Origin of the sequence: Psychrobacter sp. LFX-11D (assembly GCF_904846475.1) — a bacterium.
In the GTDB taxonomy this organism is placed as follows: domain Bacteria; phylum Pseudomonadota; class Gammaproteobacteria; order Pseudomonadales; family Moraxellaceae; genus Psychrobacter; species Psychrobacter cryohalolentis.
In genome coordinates, this window is the sequence record NZ_CAJHAV010000001.1 from 101,320 (window position 1) to 126,008 (window position 24,689).

19 protein-coding genes are annotated in these 24,689 nt (G+C 42.0%); 11 read left to right on the forward strand and 8 right to left on the reverse strand.

Annotated elements, in window-relative coordinates; genetic code table 11:
• Positions 1-2: 2 nt before the first annotated feature.
• Together JMX75_RS00470 and JMX75_RS00475 are read right to left on the reverse strand one after the other, a co-directional pair.
• Entirely contained in the window at positions 3-995 is a 993-nt protein-coding gene (locus JMX75_RS00470) for an aminotransferase class IV (RefSeq protein WP_201530539.1), read from the reverse strand.
• Between the two features lie 3 nt (positions 996-998).
• Positions 999-1,664, reverse strand: coding sequence for a hypothetical protein (locus JMX75_RS00475; RefSeq protein WP_201530540.1), 666 nt, complete (start codon positions 1,662-1,664; stop codon positions 999-1,001).
• Positions 1,665-2,081: 417 nt separating this feature from the next.
• Here JMX75_RS00475 and aroE point away from each other — a divergent pair, with 417 nt between their 5' ends.
• Positions 2,082-2,948, forward strand: coding sequence for a shikimate dehydrogenase (aroE, locus tag JMX75_RS00480; RefSeq protein ID WP_201530541.1), 867 nt, complete (start codon positions 2,082-2,084; stop codon positions 2,946-2,948).
• Between the two features lie 233 nt (positions 2,949-3,181).
• On the opposite strand, the gene JMX75_RS00485 is transcribed toward aroE, so the two are convergent.
• Positions 3,182-4,309 carry an FUSC family protein gene (locus JMX75_RS00485; RefSeq protein WP_201530542.1) on the reverse strand — a complete coding sequence of 376 codons (1,128 nt, stop codon included), beginning with the start codon at positions 4,307-4,309 and terminating at the stop codon, positions 3,182-3,184.
• A 421-nt stretch (positions 4,310-4,730) separates the two neighbouring features.
• On the opposite strand from JMX75_RS00485, the gene JMX75_RS00490 reads away from it, so the two are divergent.
• On the forward strand, positions 4,731-6,551 hold the full coding sequence (locus JMX75_RS00490; protein WP_201530543.1) for an acyl-CoA dehydrogenase C-terminal domain-containing protein: 1,821 nt from the start codon (positions 4,731-4,733) through the stop codon (positions 6,549-6,551).
• 104 nt (positions 6,552-6,655) lie between these two features.
• Here the strand turns inward: JMX75_RS00490 and JMX75_RS00495 are convergent, their stop codons facing one another.
• Positions 6,656-7,030 (reverse strand): 5-carboxymethyl-2-hydroxymuconate Delta-isomerase, encoded by a 375-nt coding sequence (locus JMX75_RS00495; protein ID WP_020442523.1) that lies wholly within the window; start codon positions 7,028-7,030, stop codon positions 6,656-6,658.
• An 81-nt stretch (positions 7,031-7,111) separates the two neighbouring features.
• Complete coding sequence (gene ybaK, locus JMX75_RS00500) at positions 7,112-7,600, reverse strand: Cys-tRNA(Pro) deacylase (RefSeq protein ID WP_133103923.1); 489 nt, start codon at positions 7,598-7,600, stop codon at positions 7,112-7,114.
• A 247-nt stretch (positions 7,601-7,847) separates the two neighbouring features.
• Here ybaK and plsB point away from each other — a divergent pair, with 247 nt between their 5' ends.
• Positions 7,848-10,640, forward strand: a complete 2,793-nt coding sequence (gene plsB, locus JMX75_RS00505; protein ID WP_201530544.1) for a glycerol-3-phosphate 1-O-acyltransferase PlsB — start codon at positions 7,848-7,850, stop codon at positions 10,638-10,640.
• 108 nt (positions 10,641-10,748) lie between these two features.
• On the opposite strand, the gene ettA is transcribed toward plsB, so the two are convergent.
• Positions 10,749-12,410, reverse strand: a complete 1,662-nt coding sequence (gene ettA, locus JMX75_RS00510; RefSeq protein ID WP_133103925.1) for an energy-dependent translational throttle protein EttA — start codon at positions 12,408-12,410, stop codon at positions 10,749-10,751.
• Between the two features lie 370 nt (positions 12,411-12,780).
• On the opposite strand from ettA, the gene JMX75_RS00515 reads away from it, so the two are divergent.
• From JMX75_RS00515 to JMX75_RS00530, 4 genes are all read left to right on the forward strand, one after another.
• Complete coding sequence (locus JMX75_RS00515; protein WP_133103926.1) at positions 12,781-14,103, forward strand: flavin reductase family protein; 1,323 nt, start codon at positions 12,781-12,783, stop codon at positions 14,101-14,103.
• Positions 14,104-14,232: 129 nt separating this feature from the next.
• Complete coding sequence (locus JMX75_RS00520) at positions 14,233-15,579, forward strand: fatty acid desaturase family protein (protein ID WP_133103927.1); 1,347 nt, start codon at positions 14,233-14,235, stop codon at positions 15,577-15,579.
• Positions 15,580-15,761: 182 nt separating this feature from the next.
• Entirely contained in the window at positions 15,762-16,055 is a 294-nt protein-coding gene (locus JMX75_RS00525; RefSeq protein ID WP_020442517.1) for a GNAT family N-acetyltransferase, read from the forward strand.
• Positions 16,056-16,359: 304 nt separating this feature from the next.
• Positions 16,360-16,653 (forward strand): 4a-hydroxytetrahydrobiopterin dehydratase, encoded by a 294-nt coding sequence (locus tag JMX75_RS00530; protein WP_133103928.1) that lies wholly within the window; start codon positions 16,360-16,362, stop codon positions 16,651-16,653.
• Positions 16,654-16,800: 147 nt separating this feature from the next.
• Here the strand turns inward: JMX75_RS00530 and JMX75_RS00535 are convergent, their stop codons facing one another.
• Positions 16,801-16,956, reverse strand: a complete 156-nt coding sequence (locus JMX75_RS00535) for a DUF1328 domain-containing protein (RefSeq protein WP_011512513.1) — start codon at positions 16,954-16,956, stop codon at positions 16,801-16,803.
• Positions 16,957-17,411: 455 nt separating this feature from the next.
• On the opposite strand from JMX75_RS00535, the gene JMX75_RS00540 reads away from it, so the two are divergent.
• Complete coding sequence (locus JMX75_RS00540) at positions 17,412-18,710, forward strand: saccharopine dehydrogenase family protein (RefSeq protein WP_133103929.1); 1,299 nt, start codon at positions 17,412-17,414, stop codon at positions 18,708-18,710.
• A 464-nt stretch (positions 18,711-19,174) separates the two neighbouring features.
• Complete coding sequence (locus JMX75_RS00545) at positions 19,175-19,582, forward strand: hypothetical protein (protein ID WP_133103930.1); 408 nt, start codon at positions 19,175-19,177, stop codon at positions 19,580-19,582.
• A 135-nt stretch (positions 19,583-19,717) separates the two neighbouring features.
• Here JMX75_RS00545 and JMX75_RS00550 read toward each other — a convergent pair whose 3' ends face one another.
• A complete protein-coding gene (locus JMX75_RS00550; RefSeq protein WP_133103931.1) occupies positions 19,718-22,240 on the reverse strand; it encodes a Tex family protein in 2,523 nt (840 codons plus the stop codon).
• Between the two features lie 418 nt (positions 22,241-22,658).
• On the opposite strand from JMX75_RS00550, the gene ompR reads away from it, so the two are divergent.
• Positions 22,659-23,423 carry a two-component system response regulator OmpR gene (gene ompR / locus JMX75_RS00555; protein WP_011279439.1) on the forward strand — a complete coding sequence of 255 codons (765 nt, stop codon included), beginning with the start codon at positions 22,659-22,661 and terminating at the stop codon, positions 23,421-23,423.
• A gap of 43 nt (positions 23,424-23,466) precedes the next feature.
• Entirely contained in the window at positions 23,467-24,654 is a 1,188-nt protein-coding gene (locus JMX75_RS00560) for a CobW family GTP-binding protein (protein WP_201530545.1), read from the forward strand.
• Positions 24,655-24,689: the final 35 nt, after the last annotated feature.

The window sequence follows — 24,689 nt, forward strand, 5'->3', positions numbered from 1 at the left end:
GATTAAAAACCCACCACCTCACCCGACAATAACGTCAAACTGCTCATTGGCATGATGCCGCGCAGCGCATTGCAAAAGAAAAGCTGCTGAAGCTGTGGCAAATCCTTATCTTGTAATGACCGCACAACAACTGGATATTTCGTCGTAGATAACTCATCAATGATTACTTGCCGCATCACGCCAGCGACGCCCGATTGTGCCATTGATGACGTATACCATTGACCTTGGGTTAAATAATTTGCTTTGCCTTTAACAGCCTTGTTTTTATCAGCACTATCTTTATCATCATTAGCCGTATTTATCATCTCTGAAGATGGCGACTCTACCAGTCGGTAATCAGATAATTGATAAAACATATTGCTCATCGTGCCCTCAACCCAGCACCCAGTCATATCACGTAACAAGCCCTCACCAATATCTTGCGAGCCATTAGAGTTTAATGAACGAGCTTTGATAGCCTGCAACTCCGCACTCGCTAACACATTATCAAGACGATTTAGACTTTTTAGTCCAGCAAGAGACGGCGGCAGACAAGCGATTTGCGAAGATAAACAAACAGCAGTGCTCATAGGCTGCATCGGAACAAAAATACCATCAGCTAACGGCAATGGCTCAGTAGTGCTAATCTTCATCGCTAAGGATTTTAGCCAAATCTCACATGCGCTACCGCACTCACTTGGCACATAGCCATAACCACGGATATCTTGCGCGGCGCGTGTGATAATAAGCTTTAGCATACCTTGTTGTAGCTGCGTAGCATACGTTTTTAGTATCGTTAGTATCGCATGACTATCTAAATCAAGCTGCAAGGCAGTCGCATGAGAGATGAGACGCTGATGATGATACTCCGCCCACAGTATCTGCCCATTGATAACGCCCATGGTGGTAAAAAAACCATCGGCGTATGCCAATCCGCGATTGTCTAATGAGGCGGTACTGGCTGTGGTCTGCTTGTCTAATGCAGATAAACAGACCCAGCTATTTGATGGCTGCATGGCTTACTGATTTTTTTGGCTAGCAGACTTATTGATGACCAGCATACAGCTATAGAACTCACATTTTGCCAGCTCTACTTTTTGCCCACCGATGACTTTATTTTTGATAATTTGACCGTTTAGCATATCAGCCACCAGCTTACCGCCCTCATCACCCATTAATTGACGGGCAAGTTGATAGGATTTTTTGGCATGACCTTGACTCAGCTCTTTTTCTTTATCCGAGTCGGTAGGATTGGCAAAATACCAGCCAAGCTCGAGATATTTTTCAGAATCGATAAGATCTAAATAAGGTGCTTCGGTATTCATAAAGCGGTATTTGGACGCAGGATTACTGGCATAATCCAAGCTATTTTCATCGGTGCTGACCACTTTACCAAGTGTTGATTTGATATCGTCTAGTTGATCGACACGAAGCGGCTCGACTTTCTTAGGACCCCATGACGCGACATCATATTTGACTGGGGTGCCCTCTTGAGCAGTAGCACCATCTAAATCAGCATTTGGCGCAGGGTCTTTTGGTTTTGGTGTATCGGAGACGGTCTGCTTATCAGCACTTACCTCCTCTGTTGATACTTTGCTGCTTTTATTGTTATCACAGGCGCTTAACGACACGCCAACTGCCATTATCGTACTGACCATAAGGGTCTGTAGGGTGTTATTCCACATGGGCAACTTACTCACACTTTAAGATAGTTCTGAAAATGGTATTAACAAGCAGCTAGGTATGCCGCTGATAATGAATAGTGTCTGTTATTGAAATCTTGCTATCACTGAATTCTATACATACGCTTTTTCTATTTAAATATTCTATAAATCACATTAAAAAGCACAGGGAAAAATAATATGGTTACTTTTTCATGCTCTCTAGTTTACCCAACTGCTTAGCGCTTGACCACCCTTTACCTTACGGATAACACTCGCAGAGAGTACAGATTTGTTAAAGAGCTAACCTCATAAAAACTTACCTATTTATATCCATAGCTTCAGGTTTGTCAAACGGCGCGTTATCCCTTATGATAAGTACGCTTTGATACCCTTACTCTATCACCCTTACTTATGCACTGTACCGCCAGTGGAGCCTTTATGACCCAGCACTTTATTGTTATTGGTAATCCGATTGCCCACAGCAAATCTCCTGAAATCCATACGTTATTTGGCGCGCAAGCAGGACTTGATATCTGTTATCAGCGACAATATTGTCCAGATGATGCGGCAAGTTTTACGGCAGTGGTAGAAGCGTTTTTTCACGGTGGCGGCGTGGGCGCTAATGTAACTGTGCCTTTTAAACAGATCGCATATGAATGCTGTGCAGCACGAGGCGGCTTATCTGAACATGCCAAAGTGGCTGGCGCGGTCAATACTTTATTGTTAGATAAAGCACTATTGGCAAAAGGTGTATCACCCGTAGAGGCGTTATTTGGTGACAATACTGATGGTCAAGGATTGGTCAATCATATGCAGCGTTTAGGCTGGCCATTGAATGGTGCACGCGTGGCAATCATTGGCGCAGGCGGTGCAGCGCGCGGCGTGGTATTGCCACTGATAGAGGCTGGTATTGAAACGCTGACCATCGCCAATCGTACAGTGAGTAAGGCAGAAATTTTAGTCGATGAACTTAGCACCGCAAGCGAAAAGATAAATCAACATAGTATTCAGACCTATGCGACGGCTGACTTAAGTGGCGACTTTGATATCATTGTCAATGCCACATCCATCGGACTATCAGGTGAAGCCTTGCCATTAGCCGATACGCTAAACTGCCAATATGCTTACGATATGATGTATGGACGTGAGCTGCCATTTTTACAACATTTTTCTATCCGTGGTGCTCAGACATCAGATGGTTACGGCATGCTGATCGGGCAAGCGGCGTTAAGTTTTGAGCGTTGGACAGGATGCGCTATTGATGTTGCGCAAGCGACTACCGCATTGGAAAACGTATCAACATAATAAACGGTGCACGAGTGCAGCTACCATCTATCTAAATGACAAAAACGATCTACGTTTTTATACTAGGGCGTGTCCTCAATTCAATTGATCATATCTAAACGGGCTAAAAATGGCTAAATTTTGCCAAACATCGTTAAATAGCTGGTTAATATCCCGATATTATCTGCGCTATTTTCCTTGTTTGACTGCAATTTATCTCATTTTTATCACCATTTTTGAAATGAGGACACGCCCTAGCCAAATCGTGTCAGCAGCCATTTTTCTATACGGCGCAGCGGTACACGCAAATTCGTTGAATGCATGACAACCCCGCCACCAAGACCAACCATACAGCCAAGTAGTGTATCCAACAAGCGTGTGTGCGTGACCTCTTGATAAACCGCTGACGTAAGCGGCAACCCACTGCCATATTCTGCAATGAATATCGTCAGTGGTGTGATAAATACAACGGCTAGTCCATAATGACGATCTACCAAGGATTCAATACAAAGCATCATAACCAATATTGAAATAGCGATACCCCATATCGACAGCCCCCAAGATAGCATCCAACTCGCCAGACCCGCGCCTACCAATGTCCCTAGTAAACGATGTAGTTGCTTAATCCACATCGTCCGTAAGTGGATACCCTGAATGATCAGAAAACAGCTAACCGCTGCCCAGTACGGATTAGACATATTTAGCATTAAGGGAATCAAGAGCGCTAAACTGACAAAACCCGCGACAATAATGCTTTCACTAATAGTATCAGGCTCATAGCTATAAGTTGGTGTCGGCGTATCAGGATGCGTCGCTAATAAAAATAGTGAATACAGCAGCCCCATGATTAAGGCAAAGCCACTGCCCAGCATCACAAGCCCAGTGGCTGACATGATTTTCTCTAATGGCAGTGGTATAAATAATGCTAGCGCCCCAGCCATCATTACAAACAAGCCAGCTGGCGGCGGCTGGCGATAATAACGTCCAAACATAACCACACCAAAGGCTATCAGCATAAACACTGGCAGCCTAAGAATAGGCACTTGCTGTGCTACTAAGCCGAATGCAAAGCATAACGACATGGCAAAGCCCCATGCCATCAAAGTCACTAAACGATAAGGCAGCTTACCTATTAAAGGTAAATTCAAAATGACCATTGCCCCCAAAGACGCTTTGATACCTGATGGCAAAGCGTCAAAGTAAGCGCCCACAAATACTGGGAAACTAATGGTAATGGCAGCGATAATAGGCATATGCCACGGTCTCTTGCTTTGATTGACTGTCAGCAAATGAGCAAGCTCACCATCTATCAAAAACTTCAGGCGAGTCAATAATATTGTCAGCCAAGACACCCGCTTTGCCTTGGACTTCGATGCGCTCATACAATACCTTCCTTATATAGTTAATCCACTTTTAAAAGGGCACAGAACTACTGGGCTTATCCATCGTTCTGCTCATACGGTTATTTTTATAATAGATAATTGCTTAGCAGGAAATGACAGTAAAAAATCAATTGATAAAATAATAACTTAATGTTTCGATTATACTAATAAACCATGAATATTAGTTATTGGTTGTATATTTGTCGCTATAGAAGATTTATACTGCATCAATGCGTAACGACTGTTTTTTATCAAGGATAACTTAACAGTTTTCAACACAGTCAAGCTAGCCTTAACAGATCTACCCATTGACTCAAGATATTCTCTATTTTTATGCCAAATAATTAAAATCGTTTCCGTAAACCCTGGCTTAAAAACCAAGTCCACCGTCTATGATAGCGAACAACTAAAGAGAGCGACTATGTTAACTTACAAAGCACCTTTACGTGATATCAAGTTTTTAATTAATGATGTATTTGACTACCAAACACATTATAAAGATTTGGATAATGGCGAAAATGCAGATCCTGAAACCGTTGATATGATTCTTCAAGGAATGGCAGATTTTGCCGAAAATGTTTTAGCACCTTTATACCAGCCAGCGGATGCTGAAGGCTGTCATTTTGAGAATGGTGTGGTCACAACGCCTAAAGGCTTTAAAGAAGCATATCAGCAGTTTGTCGATGGTGGCTGGCAAGGTATTTCGTACCCTGAAGAGTACGGTGGTATGAACTTACCGACTTCATTGAACCTTATCAAAGCTGAGATGATCGGTACAGCTAACTGGCCATGGGCAATGTATCCTGGTCTATCAACCGGCTGTATCAATACCATTATGCAGTACGGTACGGATGAGCAAAAAGAGACGTATCTACATAAATTGGTCGAAGGCTCTTGGGCAGGCACCATGTGTCTGACTGAGCCACAGTGCGGTACAGACTTGGGTCAAGTAAAATCAAAAGCTATTCCGCAAGAGGACGGCAGCTATAAGCTTAGCGGTACTAAGATTTTCATCTCAAGTGGTGAGCATGACTTAACTGAAAACATTATCCATATCGTTTTAGCACGCCTACCGGATGCGCCAGAAGGCACGCGCGGTATTTCATTGTTTATCGTACCGAAATTTTTGCCAAATACTGAAGGCGAAATTGGCGAGCGTAATGGCGTGACTTGTGGTTCTATTGAACATAAAATGGGCATCAGCTCATCAGCCACTTGTGTCCTAAACTTTGATGATGCGGTTGGTTACTTGATTGGTGAGCCGAACAAAGGTCTAAAAGCCATGTTCACCTTTATGAACACTGCCCGTATCGGTACTGGTATCCAAGGTCTGGCGCACACTGAATTGTCATTCCAAAACGCCCTACCATATGCCAAAGATCGTCGCTCAATGCGCACTTTATCAGGTATAAAAGATCCTGAAAAAGTTGCTGATGCAATCATTCATCATGCTGACGTACGTCGTATGTTACTTACCCAAAAAGCCTTTGCTGAAGGCGGTCGCTCGATGATTTATCATTCAGCACGCTATGCAGATAAAATGGTTCAAGGCATCATCAATGGCGATGATGAAGAGTTTGAAAAATGGGATGATAAACTTGGCTTCTATACGCCAATCCTAAAAGGCTTCTTAACTGAGCTTGGTATTGAAGCAGCCAAACACGGTCAGCAAGTATATGGCGGTCACGGCTATATCAAAGAATGGGGCATGGAGCTGATCGCTCGTGATGCTCGTATCGCAACCATGTACGAAGGTACGACCGGTATCCAAGCATTGGATCTATTAGGTCGTAAAGTTATCTTGCAGTCTAAAGGTAAAATCATCCGCGACTATACCTCAAGCATCATGAAGTGGTGTGGCGAGTATGCCTTAGATAAAGACATGCGTAAGTTTGTTTGGGCATTGACCAAGCTGTGTGCTGAGTGGAATACCCTGACTGTACGCTTGATGCTGATGGCACGTAAAGACCGTGAAATCATCTCAGCAGCATCTGATGATTTCTTAATGTACTCAGGTTATGTGATGATGGGCTACCACTGGGCACGTATGGCAGCGGTTGCTTATGACAAGCTTGAAAATGGCGGTACAGAATCACCAGAGTTCTACAAAGCCAAAATCCAAACGGCAGAATTCTATTTTGATAAGCTGTTACCACGTACTTCAGGTCACGCCGAAGGCATGGTTGCACCAAGCAGCAGCATGACAGCAATGGACATTGATAACTTTGCTTTCTTAGACTAGGATTGATTAAAAGCTAGCCTAAGACTGTTATAAATAAAAAAGCGCTTAGTTGAATAACTAGGCGCTTTTTTTATACTGTATTAGCAAGTAACTAATAAATTCAGTTACGCATTTAACATTTTCTTATGATACACCGCGCTAATCTCTTCAACCTCTACGCATACTTGTAACGATGCGCGTCCTGATTGCTCAGCGCTCAGAGTTTGCTCTATAGTAGTCATCAATTGCTCAGCAAGCTGATTACGGATACTTATATCACGACCGCTCATGATTTTTAGATGTGCATAAATAAAGCCATTAACTTGCTCATCATCTTCAACGCCCACTAAAAACGTTTCGACAGGAATGATGCGTGCTTTAATATCTGTTGCTTTACCAAAGTGTCCACTGTCCCACAAGATTTTATTCAACGCTTTGAGGAATGATTCTTCGTGAGCAATACTGACATTGGGTGTCACTTGAATGGTTAAATGCGGCATGATTATATCCTTATACAATACGGGTAAAAAACGAAAAGTGAATAGCTTCGCAAAGCTAATGTATCTGACAATCAGCCGTTTTCAATCATCGGTAATAGAGGCAAAGCGAGCCGTAAGTGTCGTCGCTAATTGTGCTGGCGGCAGTTCAATCTCTAGACCACGGCGACCACCACTGATGTAGATAGTCGAATGTGTTTGCGCTGACTCATCTATAACAGTTGGCAATCGTTTTTTTTGTCCCAATGGACTGACACCGCCTAATACGTAGCCGGTACTACGCTCGACCTGTTTGGGATCTGCCATTTGGACTTTTTTGCAGGCCAGCATTTTATTAACAGATAGCGCCTTAGCCATTTTTTTAAAGTTTAAGGTTTTATCCACTGGCAAGATAGCAACAGCGAGCACATCTGTATCGGTCAATACGACCAAGGTTTTAAAAACCTGTGTCACGTCAACATTCAGCTTTTCGGCCGCTTCTAACCCGAAAGAGGCAGCGTTACTGTCATGAGTATATTCATATAATCGATAATCAAGACCACGTTGTTTGGCGAGATTGATAGCTGGCGTCATAATATTCTCACTGAATTAAGTGACGTTAATGAGTAAGCAGAAATACAAGATAGTATATCTTGTTCAAAACTATTTTTACCCTAAATACTTTACTTTTCAAATCATTGAATAGCTTATGCGGCGCGTATCTTATTGCACAGTAACCGGAGCTTATTAATATTGGTAGTATCTACAGACACTATATATCGCTTTGATGGCTTTTATGGCATTATAAGGGCAATATATTTGACTAATTTTGATACCGATTATGATACCGAAGTTCTTAAAAAAACGGATTTTTAAAGCACCAGTGGTCAGCGGCAATACGCCAGCCACTGAACCGTCAGACACGCCAAAAATTGATGGCAGCCCTATTGTACCCACGCCTTATACTAATGCACCCATTAATCAATTGTACCGTAAAATCTCGGGACAGATGCTAGATGTGGCGGTAAAACCAAAGCTTTTAGGTGAGTTACCTGAGTTTGATCAGGATGATCAGACGTTAAGATTTTATGTGTTGCAAGATTATTCGCGCTCCAACAGTATTTTGATTGACTTACAAACGCAAGAACATAAATTACCGCCAGCATTGGTTGGGGTAAATGACAGTGCTCATAATATCAAAGAAAATGCTGCCATTATATTTTTACATCACCCCCATGCTAAAGAAAACCAACTATCACCGCGCCTATCACGTCTGGTCTCTGCTGTTTTGCAGTATCCAGAATTAAAAGTACGCTTGGTCCCAGTATCTATCCTCTGGGGACGCGCGCCTGAAAAAGAGGATTCTTTATTTAAACTGCTGACGGCTGATAACTGGCAAGATCCTAGCATTACCAAGCAGTTATTTAATATCGGTGTGATGGGACGCGATACTTTTATACAGTTCCATCCTCCGCAAGATTTGCGTACCCTTATTAATGATAGCCTTAAAGACGATGATGATGAGCCTACTGACTTAAATTCCGCTATCTTTGAATCTGCTACTCTTGATACGAATGCCAGTGATGCTACAGATAGCGCCACTGAAAATACAATCAGTGTAGCGCCAAATTATACTGTGGTAGCTGCGGCTGATGGCAATCGTGAGCTTGTACGTTCATTGCAGCAGCAGCTTAATATTTATTTAGACAAACAACGCGCCAGTATGCTCGGTCCTGACTTATCAGACAGACGTAACTTAGTAGATAAGCTGGTTTACTCGCCTGCCATCAAACATGCAATAGAGGCAGAAGCGGCGGCAACAGGTACTAGCCCTCGAGAAGCGCGACTACTCGCAAAGAGCTACGCTAATGAGATGGTTAATGATTACTCACATGCCATCATCCGCGGTTTTTATAAATTTTTAACGTGGTTATGGACGCAACTGTATGATGGTGTAGAAGTCCATCACTTCGAGCGCGTACGTGAACTTGCAGCAGATTATGAGCTGGTCTATGTACCTTGCCATCGTAGCCATGTTGACTACCTACTACTGTCTTATGTCATTTATAAACGCGGCTTGAGTATTCCTTATGTCGCGGCGGGTGATAACTTAGATGTGCCAGTTTTAGGTCCAATATTACGCGGTGCAGTGGCTTTTTATATACGTCGTAGTTTCCGTGGTAATGCGCTTTATACTGCAGTTTTACGCGAGTACATGCACACGCTTATTACTCGTAATACGCCGATTGAATACTTTATCGAAGGCGGGCGCTCACGCTCAGGACGTTTGCTACCACCGAAAATGGGTATGCTGGCAATGACAGTGCACAGCCAATTGCGTCAGAGTAACAAGCCAGTGGTCTTTATTCCGACTTATATCGGTTATGAGCGCATCATGGAAGGTGGCACCTATATCGGTGAGCTAAAAGGCAAGCCAAAAGAGTCTGAATCATTACTTGGACTCCTCAAAGTCGGTCGCAAGATTGAACGTATTTTTGGCAATGTGCACTTAAGTTTTGGTACACCGCTACATCTAACCGATTTTATGGCCAAATTTGATGTACCAGAAAACAGCTTACCTGCTGATCGCACCGATACGCCGCTCGATGATAAAGCCAGCGCCATGGTTGATAATATCGGTGTCAAAGTCATGCAGCATATCAATAAAGCAGCAGTGGTTACTCCGGTATCCTTGCTGTCACTGGTGTTACTATCTGCACCAAAATCAGCGCTCGATGAAGATATTTGCCGCGAGCAAATTGCCCTTTATCAAGGTTTGGCTCAACAGCTGCCGTATTCAAGTGATACGGTCGTTACCGACATGTCGCCGCAGCAAATTATTAATTATGGTATTAAGTTAAAACTTATTGAACGTATCCCTCATATCTTGGGCGATATTATCCAGATTGCAGGTAAACAAGCAGCACTGCTGAGTTATTTCCGTAATAATATCTTGCATGTCTTTATTCTCCTGTCTTTCTTAGCGGCTTTAATTGCCCGTAATGGTCGTATCGAACGTAGTCGTCTAGACAATATCGCCATGCAGCTCTATCCATTTCTGCAAAGCGAGCTATTCTTATATTATCCTGCACATGGTTTGGCGGATACCCTGAACAAAAAAGTTGACAGTCTGATTGCTCATGGTTTGATTGTAGAATTGGGCGATGGCATGCTCAGCGTCCCTGAAGCTAATAGCAGATGCTACCAGCAGCTGCAAGTGCTTGCTACACCTGTTGAGCAAAGTCTTGAACGCTACTTTATGACCTTGGCTCTACTCGCTCAACAAGGCTCAGGCAACTTAACCGAAAACGAAGTAGTTGATTTATGTCATCTGCTTGGTCAACGTTTATCAGTGCTATATGCCGATGATATTCCCGACTTCTTTGATCGCGCATTATTCACCAGTTTCCTCGGTGCATTGACTCGTTTAGATTATCTGCAAAAAGATGCAGAAACTGGCATCTTAACCTTTGATCAACGTATCAATGATATTGCTCATCATGCAAAATATGTGCTGAGACCCGAAATGATGCAAATCTTGCATCAAGTTGCCAGTCTCAATGAAGAAGAGATTGCTCATGCTATTACTGAGATCAGCAATAAAAAGCAACGTAAATTTGGGCGTAAGCGTTAACTTTTAAATCACTTAATAACACAAAAAAATGATGATGCATAAAAAAGACCTCTAATAATTAGAGGTCTTTTTTTATTACTTTACATTTGAAATTTCTAAGCAACTATCTTAAGTTGAAATCTTTTTATACTTCATACGCTTAGGATTGGCATCATCACCCATCGTCTTTTTACGATACGTTTCAAACTCAGAATAGTTACCATCGAACCAAACTGGACCTTCATCTTCAAACGCCAAGATATGAGTCGCGATACGGTCAAGGAACCATCGATCATGCGACACGACCATGACAGTACCTGGGAAGACCTGAATCGCATCTTCTAGCGCACGTAATGTTTCAATGTCCAAATCGTTTGATGGTTCATCAAGGAGCAATACGTTTGCGCCTTGCTTCAAGGTCTTAGCTAACTGCAAGCGGTTACGCTCACCACCAGACAATTGACCGACGTGCTTTTGCTGGTCTGAACCTTTAAAGTTAAAGCGACCAATATAAGCGCGGCTTGGCGTCGTATAGTCGCCAACGGTAATAATATCAAGCCCGTCAGAGATTTCTTCCCAAACTGTTTTGCTATCATCTAAATTGTCGCGTACCTGACCAACATAAGCAACTTTGACACTTTCGCCCAAATCGACTGAGCCTGTATCTGGCGTATCGCGTTCGGTAATCATGTTAAATAGGGTGGTTTTACCCGCACCATTTGGACCAATAATACCAACAATGGCACCAGCTGGGACGTTAAAGCTAAGGTTTTCATAGAGTAAACGGTCACCAAATGACTTGGAGATATCGTTGACTTCGATAACTTTATTACCCAAACGAGGACCTGGTGGAATATAAATCTCAGAGGTCTCATTACGCTTCTGGAATTCTTGTGAGTTCAATTCTTCAAAACGCTGCACACGAGATTTAGACTTAGCTTGCTGGCCTTTTTGGTTTTTACGAATCCAATCCAGCTCTTTTTTCAACGCTTTAGCAAACGATTCTTCTTGCTTATTCTGCTGCTCTAGACGAGTGTTCTTTTGCTCTAGCCACTCAGTATAGTTGCCTTCATACGGATAGCCATGACCGCGGTCAAGCTCCAAAATCCACTGAGCGACATTATCCAAGAAATAACGGTCATGGGTAATGGCAACGATTGTACCACTATAGTTCTGCAGGAACTGCTCTAACCATGCCACGGACTCAGCGTCCAAATGGTTGGTTGGTTCATCTAGTAACAGCATATCCGGACGTGATAAGAGCAAACGACATAGTGCCACACGGCGTTTTTCACCACCAGACAGCCTACTGACATCCGCATCCCAAGGTGGCAGACGAAGTGCATCAGCCGCTTTTTCAAGCTGGGTATTTAAGTTATGCGCATCCCATGCTTGGATGATGTCTTCCATCTTACCTTGCTCTTCAGCAAGCTTGTCAAAGTCAGCATCAGGTTCAGCATATTCCGCATAAATGGCATCAAGACGAGCAAGCGCATCTAATGCCTCACGCATACCGTCTTCGACGTTACCACGGACATCTTTGCTGTCATCGAGCTGCGGTTCCTGCGGCAAATAACCAATTTTGGTACCCGTTTGCGCACGAGCTTCACCACTAAATTCAGTATCCACGCCCGCCATGATGCGTAGCAAGGTTGATTTACCTGAACCATTGATACCCAAAACACCAATTTTGGCGCCAGGGAAAAAAGATAGATTGATGTTCTTTAAGATTTCACGCTTAGGTGGAACAAGTTTTGACACGTTGTTCATCGTGTAAATATATTGAGCCATTAACACTCCGATAGACTGCATAAAAGAGGCAAACAAACAGACTTAGCAATACTACCAAGTAAGCTGCACCTCAAAATCAGGGGTATTCATTGACTGTCATTATCGCATTGTGATGAAGCCCCTGCAAGCTAACTGGCTGTTTTACCGCTTGTTTCATACCTTTTGACACAAAGCTGAGCGCATTTTATATAAAAGCTTCTATTAAAATTATCATTCAGCTTACTGGTGTATCTTTCTGATTCATGGCAGTTTTATAAAAACCACAAAAAACAGCATTAAACATTTCGCAAAATTAATCAATAGACGATATTATATTAGCTAATCTTAATAAAATAGCTTTGTAAAAACGGCTTGATAGAAAAGGTACTCCATGACGACTGGCTATCGCCCTGAACTGATCCAACGTGTGTTTATTGATTTCATCAGTACGCGGCTGCACCCCTTTTGGTCATTAACTGTGCCTAAATTGCGTCTTATAGCACGCCGTACACTCAGTGATGACTTGATAGCGCTACAATTTGAGCCTAACCGCGCCTTTAAGCAGCAAGCTTTTAGTTCAGGTAATAGCTCACACGATGGCTGGCATGGCGGTCAGCATATTAATTTAAGTATACTGATTGATGGTATTTATTATCAACGCCACTATTCATTGGTTGGTCTAGCGCAGCAGCCATTATGGTGGCATGAGGACAGCGATAAAAATTCTAATCGAAATCAAAATAACCTTAATAACAGCCTTGATAAAAACGGCTTTGATGGAGATCGCCTTGATGAAAAGTCGCAACCGCAAACTATTGTCTCTACGATAACTATTGCTGTTAAGCCGCAAGGTCTAGTATCAGATTATCTAAGTAAACGTGCAGCACTGGGTACTATATTTAATAGCGGTTTACCCAGTGGCGAATTTACTCTAGCTCATACAGTGTTAGCACAGCAAGCAAGTCAAATAAGCGAACCCTTATCCCTTACCCCTATACCACTGCCACTATTGTTTATCGCTAGCGGCAGTGGTATTACGCCAATGCTAGGTTTGATTACGCAGGCGCTGCAAAATGGGCATCCAGTAACGTTACTACATTACAATCGTACAATCTTCTATAAATCCCCATTGCAAGATCAATGGCAGCAGTTAGCTACTAAATATCCAACGTTCATTTATCATCTTGTTAATACGGAAGACCCCAATACTTATCTTGCCGGCTCGCGACATTTGAGCGTGGAAACTTTAATAGCATTAAAATTACCGCTGATAGATACACAGATATTTGCCTGTGGCTCGCCGGCGTTGTTAGCGGGTTTGTACCGCGCTTGCGATGAGACTAATTTGCCAGATAACAAGCAGCTGCGTGACAACATTACGATAGAGAGTTTTAGTGCGATAGAAAGCTTAGATTATATGTTTTCTACTATAGATAAAGCAGACGAAGAAGTGATTACTAGCGACGTAAAAACCATTTATTTACGTGGACGGCAACGACAATATAACAGTAGTACGACATTATTATTAGGTGCTGAGAGCGCTGGTATTCGAATGAGCCACGGCTGCAGACAAGGTATCTGTCAGCTGTGTCGCTGTAATAAGATCAGCGGAAGGGTCAAAAACATTCAAACTGGTAAGATAAGTAATGATGGCTATGAGTCTATTCAAACCTGCATTAATGTACCAATGACTGATGTCATATTGGATATTTAAAAAATATTATCAAGGATAAGACAGCCTTGCATAAACATTTATTTGTAATGTTTATTAAAACTGACACCGATGATTAAACCGAACGTTGTGCTTGCGATTTATTGATGCACCTTCGGATAAGGACTATCTATGCGCTTATTACCCCCTATATTTAAAGCTAAATCTGCAGTCTCTGCTATAACTCCGTTAATCGATGCACCATTCAAAACCACGCGATATCCGACGTTAACGGGTACGCCGTTACCAAAAGTGCAAACCGAAGCGCTCGCTAATGAATTGAATACACTGTATCAAGGCGTGATGGACTCACTAGGCAGCGATGATGCGCGCTATATTCAGCGTGTTTATGGGACGGTGGTATATAGCGAGGTAATTTCACGGGCATTACTGGCATTTTCTGGGCAATTATCATCAAAACGTAGCAAACTTAGCGTTTGGCTACTTGGCACGTCCTTACTGAGTTTTAGTAAAATTTTAAACAACATGGAGCTTGGCCATAATGTCATGCATGGTCAGTATGATTGGATGCAGCACCCTCACCTTAACAGCCAAAAGTTCGATTGGGATATCGTTTGCCCTGCGCCCCTATGGCAGCATTCGCATAACTACTTGCATCATACTTTTACCAATATTGTCGGTCGCGACCATGATGTCGGCTACCACTTGATTCGCGTTACTGATGAGCAGCCTTGGACGCCAAGCGATCGCTATAACTTATTTAAGACGATGATATTGGCATTAGGCTTTGAATGGGCCGTCGCCTTCCATGATATTCAAATCAGTGTCGACGAGTACGCAGACGTACCAAAACTGACAGACATAATGCAGCCAAAAGCTCGTGCACTATTTGGCAAAATCGCCCGACAAGTTGGTAAAGATTACATTGCTTTTCCTACGGTGGTAGGTCTGACATTAGGTCGTGGTAGTGCTTTGACGACTCTAAGCGGTAATATCACTGCCAATATCGCTCGTAATCTATGGACATGGGCAGTGATATTCTGTGGTCACTTTACCGAGCAGGCTCATATGTATACCCATCTTGATGCCAATGAGAGCAAAGGTGATTGGTACGTGCGTCAAATTCTCGGCTCTAGCAACATTCAAGGTAATAAATGGTTTCATATTTTGACCGGTAATTTATCGCATCAAATTGAGCATCATATCTTTCCCGATATGCCTGCTAGGCACTATGCGAAGATTGCACCAAACGTACAAGCCATCTGCGATAAATACAATTTAACCTATAATACTGGGCACTTTAGTCATCAATTTCAACAAGTAATTGGACGCATTCGCCATTTTAGTAAACCAAATAGCGATGAATGGCATACTTATACACAATCGATATCAAATAATGATAGAAGCATTACCAACAAAAGCAGTAATAACCATGCCTCTAACAACGCTACTGAGACATTACGTGGTTTTAGAAGGTTTCTCCCTCAGGTTGTGCGCCAAGCTATGTTTTATGCCTGATTTTTTATTAACGAGACTGGCATAGTCTTTAAGCTTGAAAAGAGCTTTTAGAATAGAAGCCTGTTAAAAATATTAACATTTGCCCTATCTACTCTTACGCTAACAGCCTAGAGATGTAAACTAGAAATCTGCACAATAACAAGAGTAGAAATAATTATAATATTTGAAAATAGGGAGTTTTTATGAGTAACGTCGGTACAAAATCAGATATGAATATCGTCCATAATGAGGCAGCGAGACGCTTTGAGACTTCGATCGATGGGCAGACAGGTTATATCAGTTACAAAGAGCGTGAGGATAAGCTGGTATATGATCATACTATCGTCCCACAGGAGTTAGGTGGTCGAGGGGTTGGCTCGGCATTGGTAAAACATGCATTGGACTATGCTCGTGAAAACAATAAGAAAGTAGTACCGCAGTGCTCGTTTGTTGCCTCGTATATTGATAAAAATCCTGACTACAAGGATCTACTATAGTTCAAACTATTGAATAAGTATGTTTAACGATAAATAGCTACGATAGTTTGCTCTATTAACCGTTATACTAGCGCTATATACTCTCAATAATAACGTCATAGCCCTCCTATCTTCTTGATACTTCTATTATATTTTTTTAACCAAATATATAATAAAATGTCAGTGACAGGTGGGTTTTTTGTCCTATGACTTTTTATAAGCGTTTATTACATTCGTGAAGGCAAATAAAACTTACAGTAGTTGCCACACTATTTTATCGTTAATAATGATTTTTCTATCCACCATAATAATAAAGGATATCACCATGAGTAGTTTATCTAATCAACAAGTCGATTTGCAGTTAGAAGAATTACCAGGCTGGCAGCGCGAAGGTAATGCGATCGTAAAAACCTACCACTTTGGCGATTTTGTTGAAGCTATGAGCTTTATGAATCAAGCTGCTTTTCATGCTGAGGCCTTAGAGCATCATCCTGAATGGAGTAATACCTATAACGTAGTAGAAGTTCGCCTGACTACTGGCGATACTGGCGGCATCACCAGCCATGATGTTCGTTTAGCAAAACGCATGGAACATATCGTCCAGCCCAAACGCCTATAAATATCACGCTGTGCGCTCACTATGTATCACTTAGCAGATAGCTATATTTTAGCCATAAAAAAAGACCTCAGATAGTATCTGAGGTCTTTTTTACTAGCCAGTTTTCTAACTGGCTAATGTCTTTATAGGACGAGTATACTTTTCCTATTACATACGGCGGCTAACAAATGCCACGATGAATAGAATGACTGCTAATGCTAACAAGATATAGGCGAAGTTTGCAGACAATCCAGCAACACCACCAAATCCTAAGAAACTTGCTAACAATGCGATTACGGCGAAAATAATAGCCCAACGAAACATAATGATTCTCCTAAAATAGTAATTGAAAAGTCAAATAATAAGGTTGCTATAGTAATTACTAACTAACTCTTACATTACCAACCTCAGTCATCCGATATTTTGCTTTTTATTTTTTTACAGCTCTTAGTGTTTAAAAATATAGATAATGCTTTAGATAGTGCTTAGGAATATAGAGTAGCAATGATTTTCAATCTAAAAGGTTCATTTTGGTAATAATGTCGATAGGTTATGTAAACTTTGTAGCAAATCTTACCATTTAAAGATATTTTCAGTACTTATGTGTGGAAACGGTAAATAAACACTTAAGTACTACTAAGTCTATGAGAAAATTATTCAAAGATATTACGCTCGATTTTACAAATATTATTTATGATGCTTTTTTAAGCTCAATTGAACTTAATGATCATTTTCTTATAACAATCATTTGACAAAGCACACTAACAAGGAAGATAACGATGAATACGGATATAGCAAAGAGTACCAACTCATCAGGTAATAACAAAAAATCTAGTAGTGAAAAACGAGCTTATGCGGTGGTTTTATATGGGGCGACCAGCTTTGTTGGGCAAATCACTGCCCATTATCTGGCAAATTTTTTGTCTGCTAACAAAGATAAGAGCGGCTCTGAAATTAATTGGGCGATAGCAGGTCGTGATCAAAAGAAGCTCAACGAGTTGCAATCTAAACTGGCAAGCAAAGTAGATATTATTATTGCCAATAGCGATGATGCGGCAAGCCTTGATGCAATGACTGAGCAAACACAAGTCATTATCTCAACCGTTGGACCCTATCTTAAATACGGCGAACCGCTTATCAAATCGTGTGTTGATAATGGCACAGATTATGTTGATCTCACTGGTGAGGCAATATTTATCAAAGATATGATGGATAAGTATCAAGAGGCGGCAAAACAAAGCGGCGCCCGTATCGTCAACTCTTGTGGCTTTGATTCTATCCCATCAGATTTAGGCGTTTACTTTACGCAAAAGCAAGCAGAAGCGAAGTTTGACAGTGCTTGTGATGTGATTCATATGCGTGTGAAAGCCGCGAAAGGCGGACTATCAGGCGGTACGATTGCCTCAATGGCAACCATCTTTGAGGAAGTTGGACAAGATAAATCTCGTCGTAAGCAAGTGGCAAATCCTTATTTGCTGAACGATGATAAAGATGCGCCAAACGTACGTCAGAGCAATGTCAGCAAACCAGAATACGATAGCGAACATAAGCGCTGGCTTGCACCTTTTGTGATGGCAAGTATCAATACGCGCATTGTGCATCGCAGTAATCAGTTGCTTGGTTATGAATATGGACGCGAATTTAAATATGATGAAGCAATGTGGATGAAAGATGGTATCAAAGGTAAGCTGACGAGTTACGCCTTGAGTGCAGGCTTGCTCGGCTTTGCCACTGCCATGATGATTACGCCAAGCCGCGAGTTATTATCCAAGCACGTGTTGCCTAAATCAGGTTCAGGACCTTCTAAAGAAGAGCAAGAAAACGGCTATTTTGATATTCGTCTCTTTGGACAAACACCTAACAAAGACAGTATTACTACCAAAGTAACGGGTGATAAAGATCCAGGCTATGGCAGCACTTCACGTATGTTGTCGCAAGCGGCATTATGTTTAGCGCAAGATATCAGCAAAGAAGAAGTGAAGGGTGGTTTTTGGACACCTGCTTCAGCAATGGGCGACAAGCTACTTGGACGTTTAGAGAAACACGCTGGTCTGAGTTTTGATGTAATTGATAGCTAAACCTATGTCTTAAAAAGCAGTTTCTATACTATTCAATTAATAGTATTAAAATAACCGCATTTTGGTCACAAGGTGCGGTTCTTATCTAACAATAACACTACAATAATTGCACGATATCACTTATTAGTAGGAGTCTGTTAGATTTTTCATGGATGTACCACTGAATGTTTAGTATTTAAATTGTTATTATTGCGCTTAGTGTTTACGACGTCTTTTATATCTGACGTCTTTTATATCTATAGATAACGTTATGTAATGACCAGAATTTTTATACGAATCAATCATGATAGTCGCCTATTGATTATCATGATTTTATTTTTTCTATAGATTATATATTAGTTATCTTAAATATATATATTCTTTATTCTACATAGATAAGCACCATATCAGACCGCATTTAATCAAAGTTATCTCTACGACCATTTTAGCTGACATTATAAAAATATAAATTGAGGATTAAATAAATGAAAAACCATACTCTAGCTTTATCATTACTGATTGGCGCGGCACTTACTGTTCCGGCAATGGCAGCTCCAGCTGATACTAAAGCCGCTAAAAAGACGACCACCACTGCTGAGATGGCTGTTGAAGCCAAAGTTGAAAGCACAGGCAATGAGACTGATGCAAATACTTCTAAAACAAGCAAAATGACACCGTTTGCGATTAGCGAAACTCAAACGATTTCGCGCGCACGCGTCAATAGCAATATTAGTCAACAGCCAATGACTACTGAGATAAAAGCGCCAAACGGTCAACAACCGATGACTACCGAAATAAAAGCACCTGCAGAAGCTTTACAAAATTCAGAATTACAAACAACTGAGATTATCTCTGAAGATGTAGTGTTAGATGTAGAAGAAGATGAGCTATAAGTAAATATCTAAGTAATTATACTAAGTCGATTCTTGAAATAAATATAATGATTAAAAAACACCATTGATATATTTGATTTAATAAAAAGGCAGCCTAATGGCTGCCTTTTTTGTTTCTATTTAGAATAAGACGTCTTATTTCTTAACTTTAGTCACACCTGCTTCTTGCAATAGCGCGCCGAAAGTACCCATTTTGCTAGGCGCTTCTGCTTTTTCCGCACGAGGCGCCTTACTGCGACTGTCGCTATTATTGCTGCTACTAGGTTGACGCTTAGGCTTAGACGGACGCTTATCGCCAGCTGGACGATTGCTGCGCGGACGACTGGTATTCTCATCATTATTAGTAACATTTGCCGTCGCAGGTTTCGCTGCTGGACGTGCAGGTTTTTCAGCTTCAGGTTTCATACTAAAACCAATACGACCGCGTTTTTCGTCAATAGAGATGACACGGACCGAGACGATATCACCGGGCTTGACGCGGTTCATCGGGTCTGCGACAAAGTCATTGGCCATTTGCGAGATATGAACCAGACCATCTTGATGCACGCCAACATCGATGAAGCAACCAAAGGCAGTCACGTTGGTAACAACCCCTTCTAATGTCATGCCTTCGCTCAAATCTTTAATGCTGTTCACATCTTCACGGAAGTTAGCCGTCTTAAACTCAGGACGTGGGTCACGAGCGGGCTTAGCAAGCTCATCTAAAATCGCTTTTACGCTAACATTTTCATCATTAGCAGCTAGCGCTGTGGTATCGATGCTGTTTAATACACCATCGTTACCGATAACTTCTGGCAAGGCTTTACCTGTTTGGGCAAGTAAGCTGTCGACCAGCGCATAGCTTTCTGGATGTACACCAGTTGCATCAAGTGGATTGCTACCATCATGTATGCGTAAGAAGCCTGCGGCTTGCTCAAAGGTCTTAGCACCTAAGCGCGGCACATTTTTCAATGACTCGCGGCTATCAAAAGCGCCATGCTCTTTGCGATAGGTAACGATTTGCTGCGCAACATTTTTATTTAAGCCAGCAATGTGCGCCAAGATAGCGGGGCTTGCCGTATTCACATCAACACCAACGGCGTTAACGCTGTCTTGTGTGACTTTATCAAGACTATCTGCCAACTGAGCTTGATTGACATCATGTTGATATTGACCAACCCCAATGGCTTTTGGATCTACCTTGACCAGCTCTGACAATGGGTCTTGTAGACGACGAGCAATAGATACTGCCCCACGTACAGAGACATCTAAATTACCAAGCTCATCAGTAGCAAGCTCACTGGCAGAATAGACTGACGCGCCAGATTCATTCACGATGACTGCTTTGGCTTTTAGCGCATCATTTGCTGCCAAAATCTCTTTAATCATCGCATCGGTTTCACGGCTTGCCGTACCATTACCGATAGCCACTAGATCCACATTATAAGTACTTAATAATTCATCGATAACCACTTTGGCTTCAGTCATTTTATTATCAGGCGCAAATGGATAAACCGTTGCGATAACAGGCTTGTCTTCGCCATCTAACATTACATGACCTTGGGCATCAACAATCGCCATCTTAACACCATGACGGATACCGGGATCAACACCCAAAATAACTTTGCGACCAGCAGGTGCTGACATCAATAAATGCTGTAAATTATTGGCAAAAACATCAATCGCAGCCGCTTCTGCAGTCAGACGCTTTTCAGTCAATAAACGATGCTCGATATGTGGACGCCATTTGTCTTTCCATAAGCTGCTCGCCGCTTCTGTCAAAAATTCTTGACGCTCGGTTGGCGCTTTAGCATCAATCTCAAAATGCTTAATAATTTTTTCGATAAAAGGCGCATCTTCGCCTTCGATTTTTAGACCCAAGACGTTTTCTTGACGACCACGTAGCATCGCTAATAAGCGATGATTTGGCAAACGGGCAAGGCTTTCGCTATGCTCAAAGTAATCTTTGAACTTTTCACCGACTTCACGCTTTTCTTCACTGGCAACGCTCGATACGATACTGGCTGTTTTGGCAAAACTGCTACGTAAATGATCTAACAAGTCTAATGCTTGCGTCCATTCATCTACGATAATGGCTTGTACACCAGCAAGTTGCTTCTCGATATCACTAAAATCAACTTCAATCTCATTACCGCTTTCATCAGTAATGCTTGATTGTACTTGATAGTCTGCTAATGCATCGGTTGGCGTCACGTTTTGCGTTAACACTGCTTGTGCAGCAATATCAAGACCAGCAGCACGTGCTTTGGCAGCTGGTGAACGGCGACGTGGACGATATGGCAAGTAGATGTCTTCAAGCTCAAGTTTTGAGGTTGCATTATCAATACGTGTCTGCAGCTCGTCGGTCAAATTGCCTTGTGTGCTTAGTAATTCAATAATTTTAAGGCGACGGGTTGCCATATCACGTTCATAATTGAGAGACTTCTCTAGAGCTCGCAATTGCGCATCGTCGAGATTCTGCGTCTTTTCTTTGCGGTAACGGGCAATAAACGGAACGGTCGCGCCTTCATCGTACAGTTTGACAAACGCATTGACTTGAGCAGTCTTAATGCCAAGCGCGCGAGCAAGCTTGTCGTGAATATTCGCGTGTGTGGTTGCATCCAAAACCTGTGCATTTGTCGAGGTTTGAGATGGCGTTAAGGTATCAGTGCTACTCATAGACGTATCAATCGTTGAGAAATGTAGTTTTGCATTATAGCAAAAGCTGCATGAATAGAAATCCTTTTTATCTTTTCGTTATTTATCGTGTTATTTATCGCAAAAATCGTTTAATGAGCACACTCTTGACGCTTTATTAAACAAACACCTACAGCATTTGCCTTTATCAGTGATGCAATTATGACTGCAATCTTATACACTAAAGTCTCATCAGCACAAATATTGCTGTGTACCAACGTACTGAACAATAGTTCTCATTTTTATATTTTTTTGCCAATCGATGGAATGATGCTCAAATAGTTGCACTAATAAATGGTAAAAGTGGTATTCACACTGTTTTTATTGAGAGTAAATATACTGACTGGTGCGTTTTAACAATAATTTTTGCTAATAATAATTTTTATAAGAGGATGCCTGTATGTCTGAAAATAACAGCCCCGATACCTTAACTCAGCGTATTCTAGTCGTTGATGACGATGCACGATTGCGCTCTTTGTTACAGCGCTTTCTAGAAGACGATGGGTTTGTTGTCCGTACTGCCCACGATGGCAGTCAAATGGATAAGCTGCTACAGCGTGAGCTTTTTTCATTAGTGGTACTTGATTTGATGCTACCAGGCGAAGACGGTATCAGTATTTGTAAGCGTCTGCGCGAAGATAATGGCGACATCCCTATTATTATGCTCACGGCTAAAGGTGGCGACGCTGATCGCATCGCGGGTCTAGAAGCGGGTGCGGATGATTATCTACCAAAGCCATTTAATCCAAAAGAGCTATTAGCACGTATCAAAGCAGTACTTCGTCGTCAAAATCGTGAGCTACCAGGGGCACCAAGTCATCAGCTTGAAGTAGTAGAATTTGGTCCATGGACACTTGATTTATCGACACGTACGCTCAAACGCGACGGCAATGTTGTCACCTTAACGACGGGTGAATTCTCGGTACTAAAGGCATTGGTTCAGCATCCACGCGAGCCATTGACCCGTGATAAGCTGATGAACCTTGCTCGTGGTCGTGAATGGGGCGCGATGGAGCGTTCAATTGACGTTCAAGTATCACGTCTGCGCCGCTTAATTGAAGACAATCCTTCACAAGCACGTTATATCCAGACTGTCTGGGGCGTAGGATATGTATTCGTACCTGACGAAGCAGAAGTCGAAGCAGCTAAGAGCGAATCACTTTAAATTTCTAAGTATTGCTTGTGTCCGTTGATATATCATACTATTAATGGGTAATCCTATTAATACAACGGGCGCAACATTGAAATTCTCTATTATTCATCAAAATATACCCTGCACTTTGGTGACAGGGTTTTTGGGTTCTGGCAAAACCACACTTATTAATCAATTGATTGCCGATAAATCCACTGATGAGCGTTGGGCATTATTGATTAACGAGTTTGGTCGGATTGGTATCGATGCAGCCTTGGTTTCAAGCTCACAAGATAGCAATTCCGCTCAAAATGATATCGCCATTCGTGAAGTTAGCGGCGGCTGTATTTGCTGTACCAGCCAGTTACCTCTACAAGTAGCTATTGGTCGCTTGCTGAGTGACCATCATCCGCAACGTCTGCTTATTGAGCCAACAGGGCTTGCTCATCCACGTGAGCTTATACGGCAGCTGAGCGCGCCGCATTGGCAGACGGCTCTAAAGATGCAGGCGGTCATAACTGTACTTAACGCTCTGCAGTGGCAACGAGAAAAATATCGTGCTCACGAAGGGTTCCAAGCGCATATTCGTGATGCCGATGTCTTGGTCATTAATCGCTATGCCCAATTAAGTACTGACGATAAGCAAGCATTACAAGATTGGATAGCAGAGTTAAATACGCAAATCACTATTATTTGGGCAGAGTCTGATGATCAGACCACAATTAACGATATAAGCACATCGAATGACTATTCAGCAGTGTTAAGCACGCAGCTGAACAAGCATAGCCAGACTATCTCACAACAGCGGACAGTCAGTATCGCTCAGCCGAAAAAATCTGTGATTAGCTTGCAGCCGCTGAGTCATTCATTATCGAATAAGTCATTATTCAACCCTTCCACAAACGATAATAATATTCAGGCAGACAAAGACATCGAGCTGCCCTATCGTTATCATGAAATACAGCAAGATATCGTAGTTGCAGGTTGGCGATTACCAGCGGACTATAAATTAAATGCTGATAAGTTACAGGATTGGCTGCTAACGCTACCAAACTGGCAACGCATCAAAGGCGTATTGCATACGTCTAATGGCTGGCTACAAATCAATTTTACGCCTGATAGCTTGTCTACAAAGACAGTGAGCGTACAAGCCGACAGCCGACTAGAAATTATTTTGCAAACAAGTACTGGGCAAGAAGATGCGATAGAGGTTAAGCTAGATTGGGAAGCCTATGACCATGAACTCATGGCGTTGATACTATAGTTAATGATTGCATAGCCATCTATTGTAGTGATAGA

What these genes read in the sequence shown, in the direction of transcription:
- JMX75_RS00545 (WP_133103930.1), top strand. Translation starts at nt 19,175, where the DNA reads ATGAAAAACCATACTCTAGCTTTATCATTACTGATTGGCGCGGCACTT.
- ompR (WP_011279439.1), top strand. Translation starts at nt 22,659, where the DNA reads ATGTCTGAAAATAACAGCCCCGATACCTTAACTCAGCGTATTCTAGTC.
- JMX75_RS00475 (WP_201530540.1), bottom strand. Translation starts at nt 1,664, where the DNA reads ATGTGGAATAACACCCTACAGACCCTTATGGTCAGTACGATAATGGCA.
- JMX75_RS00495 (WP_020442523.1), bottom strand. Translation starts at nt 7,030, where the DNA reads ATGCCGCATTTAACCATTCAAGTGACACCCAATGTCAGTATTGCTCAC.
- JMX75_RS00525 (WP_020442517.1), top strand. Translation starts at nt 15,762, where the DNA reads ATGAGTAACGTCGGTACAAAATCAGATATGAATATCGTCCATAATGAG.
- JMX75_RS00530 (WP_133103928.1), top strand. Translation starts at nt 16,360, where the DNA reads ATGAGTAGTTTATCTAATCAACAAGTCGATTTGCAGTTAGAAGAATTA.
- JMX75_RS00515 (WP_133103926.1), top strand. Translation starts at nt 12,781, where the DNA reads ATGACGACTGGCTATCGCCCTGAACTGATCCAACGTGTGTTTATTGAT.
- JMX75_RS00490 (WP_201530543.1), top strand. Translation starts at nt 4,731, where the DNA reads ATGTTAACTTACAAAGCACCTTTACGTGATATCAAGTTTTTAATTAAT.
- JMX75_RS00470 (WP_201530539.1), bottom strand. Translation starts at nt 995, where the DNA reads ATGCAGCCATCAAATAGCTGGGTCTGTTTATCTGCATTAGACAAGCAG.
- JMX75_RS00485 (WP_201530542.1), bottom strand. Translation starts at nt 4,309, where the DNA reads ATGAGCGCATCGAAGTCCAAGGCAAAGCGGGTGTCTTGGCTGACAATA.
- JMX75_RS00560 (WP_201530545.1), top strand. Translation starts at nt 23,467, where the DNA reads ATGGGTAATCCTATTAATACAACGGGCGCAACATTGAAATTCTCTATT.
- aroE (WP_201530541.1), top strand. Translation starts at nt 2,082, where the DNA reads ATGACCCAGCACTTTATTGTTATTGGTAATCCGATTGCCCACAGCAAA.
- ybaK (WP_133103923.1), bottom strand. Translation starts at nt 7,600, where the DNA reads ATGACGCCAGCTATCAATCTCGCCAAACAACGTGGTCTTGATTATCGA.
- plsB (WP_201530544.1), top strand. Translation starts at nt 7,848, where the DNA reads ATGATACCGAAGTTCTTAAAAAAACGGATTTTTAAAGCACCAGTGGTC.
- JMX75_RS00520 (WP_133103927.1), top strand. Translation starts at nt 14,233, where the DNA reads ATGCGCTTATTACCCCCTATATTTAAAGCTAAATCTGCAGTCTCTGCT.
- ettA (WP_133103925.1), bottom strand. Translation starts at nt 12,410, where the DNA reads ATGGCTCAATATATTTACACGATGAACAACGTGTCAAAACTTGTTCCA.
- JMX75_RS00540 (WP_133103929.1), top strand. Translation starts at nt 17,412, where the DNA reads ATGAATACGGATATAGCAAAGAGTACCAACTCATCAGGTAATAACAAA.
- JMX75_RS00535 (WP_011512513.1), bottom strand. Translation starts at nt 16,956, where the DNA reads ATGTTTCGTTGGGCTATTATTTTCGCCGTAATCGCATTGTTAGCAAGT.
- JMX75_RS00550 (WP_133103931.1), bottom strand. Translation starts at nt 22,240, where the DNA reads ATGAGTAGCACTGATACCTTAACGCCATCTCAAACCTCGACAAATGCA.